This is a genomic window from Palleronia sediminis (assembly GCF_004358695.1).
GTDB lineage: Bacteria > Pseudomonadota > Alphaproteobacteria > Rhodobacterales > Rhodobacteraceae > Palleronia > Palleronia sediminis.
On record NZ_SNAA01000034.1, the window covers coordinates 1 to 5,803 of the forward strand.

At 56.5% G+C, this 5,803-nt stretch carries 2 tRNA genes and 3 rRNA genes; all 5 read left to right on the forward strand.

Annotation, left to right across the window (positions count from 1 at the left end):
* Window positions 1–450 precede the first annotated feature (450 nt).
* The 5 genes from E2L08_RS16520 to rrf all read left to right on the forward strand — a co-directional run bounded on the left by E2L08_RS16520 (window position 451) and on the right by rrf (window position 5,725).
* Window positions 451–1,918, forward strand: a 16S ribosomal RNA gene (locus tag E2L08_RS16520).
* A 223-nt stretch (window positions 1,919–2,141) separates the two neighbouring features.
* Window positions 2,142–2,218 (forward strand) — tRNA-Ile (locus E2L08_RS16525).
* A gap of 73 nt (window positions 2,219–2,291) precedes the next feature.
* Window positions 2,292–2,367 (forward strand) — tRNA-Ala (locus E2L08_RS16530).
* Window positions 2,368–2,691: 324 nt separating this feature from the next.
* A 23S ribosomal RNA gene (locus E2L08_RS16535) occupies window positions 2,692–5,525 on the forward strand.
* An 85-nt stretch (window positions 5,526–5,610) separates the two neighbouring features.
* A 5S ribosomal RNA gene (gene rrf / locus E2L08_RS16540) occupies window positions 5,611–5,725 on the forward strand.
* The 16S, 23S and 5S rRNA genes sit together here with 2 tRNA genes alongside, the layout of an rRNA operon.
* Window positions 5,726–5,803 lie beyond the last annotated feature (78 nt).

Below are 5,803 nucleotides of genomic sequence, written 5' to 3' on the forward strand. Positions count from 1 at the left end.
TTTCCCTCTTGCGGGTTTGGTTGGTGGTCCGTAGATAGCGCTTCACCGGCGGCGCTGAGGCGCGGTTGGGGCGGTCTTCCGGGGCTGGCGGCGGGTTGGTTGATCTGGCTCGTTGTTCGGTTTGGGGATCGGGACGGAATTTCGGGATCCGAGGCGGGCGGTCGCGTTGAGGCGCGGTTGTTTGTTTTGGGTTTCGGTGCTTTTTGACATGATTGGTTTCTGAAGGGATATGCGGGCGGTCTGGTTCGTTTCGATGGATCGGCTCCTGTATATCGACTTCCTAGTTCCGGGTTTCGGCCTGGCGCGATGATGGAAGGTCAGCTTCACCGTTCCTGCCGATGGTTGCATGTTCATCATGTTGTTGTCGGTCGGGACGGAAGTCCATCGGCGTTATTGCGTCGGTGGGATGTGCAGGGGTTTCGAACGTCAAGGATACGCAGCGATGCGTTTCAACTTGAGAGTTTGATCCTGGCTCAGAACGAACGCTGGCGGCAGGCCTAACACATGCAAGTCGAGCGCGCCCTTCGGGGTGAGCGGCGGACGGGTTAGTAACGCGTGGGAACGTGCCCTTCTCTAAGGAATAGTCTCTGGAAACGGAGGGTAATGCCTTATACGCCCTCAGGGGGAAAGATTTATCGGAGAAGGATCGGCCCGCGTTAGATTAGATAGTTGGTGGGGTAATGGCCTACCAAGTCTACGATCTATAGCTGGTTTGAGAGGATGATCAGCAACACTGGGACTGAGACACGGCCCAGACTCCTACGGGAGGCAGCAGTGGGGAATCTTAGACAATGGGCGCAAGCCTGATCTAGCCATGCCGCGTGAGTGACGAAGGTCTTAGGATCGTAAAGCTCTTTCGCCGGGGAAGATAATGACTGTACCCGGTAAAGAAGTCCCGGCTAACTCCGTGCCAGCAGCCGCGGTAATACGGAGGGGACTAGCGTTGTTCGGAATTACTGGGCGTAAAGCGCGCGTAGGCGGATTAGCAAGTTAGGGGTGAAATCCCGGGGCTCAACCCCGGAACTGCCCTTAAAACTGTTAGTCTTGAGTTCTGGAGAGGTGAGTGGAATTCCGAGTGTAGAGGTGGAATTCGTAGATATTCGGAGGAACACCAGTGGCGAAGGCGGCTCACTGGCCAGATACTGACGCTGAGGTGCGAAAGTGTGGGGAGCAAACAGGATTAGATACCCTGGTAGTCCACACCGTAAACGATGAATGCCAGACGTCGGGCAGCATGCTGTTCGGTGTCACACCTAACGGATTAAGCATTCCGCCTGGGGAGTACGGTCGCAAGATTAAAACTCAAAGGAATTGACGGGGGCCCGCACAAGCGGTGGAGCATGTGGTTTAATTCGAAGCAACGCGCAGAACCTTACCAACCCTTGACATGTGGATCGTAGTATCGGGAGACCGTTACGTCAGTTCGGCTGGATCCAGCACAGGTGCTGCATGGCTGTCGTCAGCTCGTGTCGTGAGATGTTCGGTTAAGTCCGGCAACGAGCGCAACCCACACCCTTAGTTGCCATCATTTGGTTGGGCACTCTAGGGGAACTGCCCGTGATAAGCGGGAGGAAGGTGTGGATGACGTCAAGTCCTCATGGCCCTTACGGGTTGGGCTACACACGTGCTACAATGGCATCTACAGTGGGTTAATCCCCAAAAGATGTCTCAGTTCGGATTGTCCTCTGCAACTCGAGGGCATGAAGTCGGAATCGCTAGTAATCGCGGAACAGCATGCCGCGGTGAATACGTTCCCGGGCCTTGTACACACCGCCCGTCACACCATGGGAGTTGGGTTCACCCGAAGGCCGTGCGCCAACCTGTTTACAGGAGGCAGCGGACCACGGTGAGCTCAGCGACTGGGGTGAAGTCGTAACAAGGTAGCCGTAGGGGAACCTGCGGCTGGATCACCTCCTTTCTAAGGATGTTCCTTGCAGGCCGGACCTGTCCGGTCTCGTGGAACACTTAGCAGTCGCGCCACTCAGGCGCGGCACACAAGAACCTGGCCGTCCTCATATCCCTTCAGACATGGTTATACGGGCCGCCGGTTCGTATTATCGCGCGGTGGGCAACTGCCCTCTCGTCGTTTGCCCTGCAAACGACTGCCGGGCGACGCGGATCTTGCGAATGCAGGATCCACTGGGTCGGTAGCTCAGGTGGTTAGAGCGCACGCCTGATAAGCGTGAGGTCGGAGGTTCAAGTCCTCCTCGACCCACCAACGTCATTCGCGCGGCGAATGTTGCGCGGCAGGCGAATTGGCTGGGCGCGCCCGCCGGGAGCGATCCGGCTTGGGGGCCTTAGCTCAGCTGGGAGAGCACCTGCTTTGCAAGCAGGGGGTCATCGGTTCGATCCCGATAGGCTCCACCAACCCCCTTTTCCTTTCCATCGCATCGACTGTATCGGACAGCCCTCGGGGGCTGTCCCGTCCAGTCGGACGACATTGATATCGTTTATAGAGATACACATCAGTTATCATGCTGATCGGGGCAGTGCGCCCATGATCTGCGGTTCGACCGCGCGGCATGTGACTATCCAAGTCAAGTACACTGACCAAAAGCCGTTCCTTCGGGAATGGCGCGTGTCCCCGGGCGAACCAGCCGGGGACGCGGGAAATGTATGCTTCGATCCCAGGTCCGGCCTGTTGCAAAAGGTCGGCCGGGCCGTTGGAGGAGCCAGTCTTCTCCTGGATCGGATCAAGCGCGATAAGGGCGTTTGGTGGATGCCTTGGCAGTAAGAGGCGATGAAGGACGTGATACTCTGCGATAAGCGAGGGTGAGCCGAGAATAGGCTTCGACCCCTCGATTTCCGAATGGGGCAACCCACCTGAGACTTCGTTATCTTTGGGCCTTCGGGTCTTTGGATAGCGTTGTGGACCAGGTACTTTCGATCTGAATACATAGGGTTGAAAGAGCAAACCCGGGGAACTGAAACATCTAAGTACCCGGAGGAAAGGACATCAATTGAGACTCCCCCAGTAGCGGCGAGCGAACGGGGACCAGCCGAGCCGAGAATGTGACCGGAACGATCTGGAAAGGTCGGCCATAGCGGGTGACAGCCCCGTACGGGAAGCACGATCGGACGTATCAAGTAGGGCGGGACACGTGAAATCCTGTCTGAAGATCGGGGGACCACCCTCGAAGGCTAAGTACTCCTTACTGACCGATAGCGAACCAGTACCGTGAGGGAAAGGTGAAAAGCACCCCGACGAGGGGAGTGAAACAGTACCTGAAACCGAACGCCTACAAGCAGTCGGAGGGGCCTTGAGCCCTGACGGCGTACCTTTTGTATAATGGGTCATCGACTTGGTCTCACGAGCGAGCTTAAGCCGTTAGGTGTAGGCGCAGCGAAAGCGAGTCTTAATAGGGCGCATGAGTTCGTGGGATCAGACCCGAAACCGAGTGATCTAGGCATGATCAGGATGAAGACAAGGTAACACTTGTTGGAGGTCCGAACCCACACCTGTTGAAAAAGGTCGGGATGAATTGTGCCTAGGGGTGAAAGGCCAATCAAACTCGGAGATAGCTGGTTCTCCGCGAAATCTATTTAGGTAGAGCGTCGGATGAATACCTCGGGGGGTAGAGCACTGGATGGGTAATGGGGCCCCACAGGCTTACTGATCCTAACCAAACTCCGAATACCCGAGAGTACTGTCCGGCAGACACACGGCGGGTGCTAACGTCCGTCGTGGAGAGGGAAACAACCCTGACCTGCAGCTAAGGCCCCTAATTCGTGGCTAAGTGGGAAAGCATGTGAGACGGCCAAAACAACCAGGAGGTTGGCTTAGAAGCAGCCATCCTTTAAAGATAGCGTAACAGCTCACTGGTCTAAACAAGCTGTCTTGCGGCGAAGATGTAACGGGGCTCAAGCCACGAGCCGAAGCTCAGGACTGCGCAAGCAGTGGTAGCGGAGCGTAGTGTGACATGGTCTCGTTCCTCTTTTGCGGGTTCGTCCCGTATTGGAGGATTGAGGCTTTCTGTGAAGCCGGCGCGTGAGCGATCCGGTGGAGAGATCACTAGCGAGAATGATGACATGAGTAGCGACAAACAGGGTGAGAGACCCTGTCGCCGAAAGTCCAAGGGTTCCTGCTTAAAGCTAATCTGAGCAGGGTAAGCCGACCCCTAAGGCGAGGCCGAAAGGCGTAGTCGATGGGAACCAGGTTAATATTCCTGGGCCATGAGGTGGTGACGGATCGCGGGTGTAGTTCGGCCTTATCGGATTGGCCGGGCTGCTGAGCGGTTCCTGGAAATAGCCCCTCTGTTAGATCGTACCCTAAACCGACACAGGTGGACTGGTAGAGAATACCAAGGCGCTTGAGAGAACGATGTTGAAGGAACTCGGCAAAATACCTCCGTAAGTTCGCGAGAAGGAGGCCCCGTTGGCAGGCAACTGTCGGCGGGGGGCACAAACCAGGGGGTGGCGACTGTTTACTAAAAACACAGGGCTCTGCGAAGTCGCAAGACGACGTATAGGGTCTGACGCCTGCCCGGTGCCGGAAGGTTAAAAGGAGATGTGCAAGCATTGAATTGAAGCCCCGGTAAACGGCGGCCGTAACTATAACGGTCCTAAGGTAGCGAAATTCCTTGTCGGGTAAGTTCCGACCTGCACGAATGGCGTAACGACTTCCCCGCTGTCTCCAACATCGACTCAGCGAAATTGAATTGCCTGTCAAGATGCAGGCTTCCCGCGGTCAGACGGAAAGACCCCGTGCACCTTTACTACAGCTTCACACTGGCATCAGGCCAGGCATGTGCAGGATAGGTGGTAGGCTTCGAAGCAGGGACGCCAGTTCCTGTGGAGCCATCCTTGAGATACCACCCTTGCCTTGCTTGATGTCTAACCGCGGTCCGTCATCCGGATCCGGGACCCTGTGTGGTGGGTAGTTTGACTGGGGCGGTCGCCTCCCAAAGAGTAACGGAGGCGTGCGAAGGTTGGCTCAGAGCGGTCGGAAATCGCTCGTTGAGTGCAATGGCAGAAGCCAGCCTGACTGCGAGACTGACAAGTCGAGCAGAGTCGAAAGACGGCCATAGTGATCCGGTGGTCCCGCGTGGAAGGGCCATCGCTCAACGGATAAAAGGTACGCCGGGGATAACAGGCTGATGGTGCCCAAGAGTCCATATCGACGGCACCGTTTGGCACCTCGATGTCGGCTCATCTCATCCTGGGGCTGGAGCAGGTCCCAAGGGTACGGCTGTTCGCCGTTTAAAGAGGTACGTGAGCTGGGTTTAGAACGTCGTGAGACAGTTCGGTCCCTATCTGCCGTGGGTGTAGGATACTTGAGAGGAGTTGCCCCTAGTACGAGAGGACCGGGGTGAACGTTCCACTGGTGGACCAGTTGTCATGCCAATGGCAGTGCTGGGTAGCTATGAACGGACAGGATAACCGCTGAAGGCATCTAAGCGGGAAGCCCCCCTCGAAACAAGGTATCCCTTGAGGGCCGTGGTAGACCACCACGTCGATAGGCCGGAGATGTAAGCGCAGCAATGCGTTCAGTTGACCGGTACTAATTGCCCGACAGGCTTGATCCGATCCAGAAGCAAACTGGCTCGAGATCGAAGCTGCATGACCAACAGCGTACGAAACGCGGATAGTCAAACGATGTCGTTCACCCGGTCTGGTGGTCACAGCGCGAGCAAAACACCCGATCCCATCCCGAACTCGGCCGTTAAGTGCCGCCGCGCCGATGGTACTGCGTCTCAAGACGTGGGAGAGTAGGTCACCGCCAGACCTGGCGAACGACATCTAAACGTATCTCTGAAACGATACAAAACACCCCCGCCAGAAATGGCGGGGGTGTTCGTGTGTT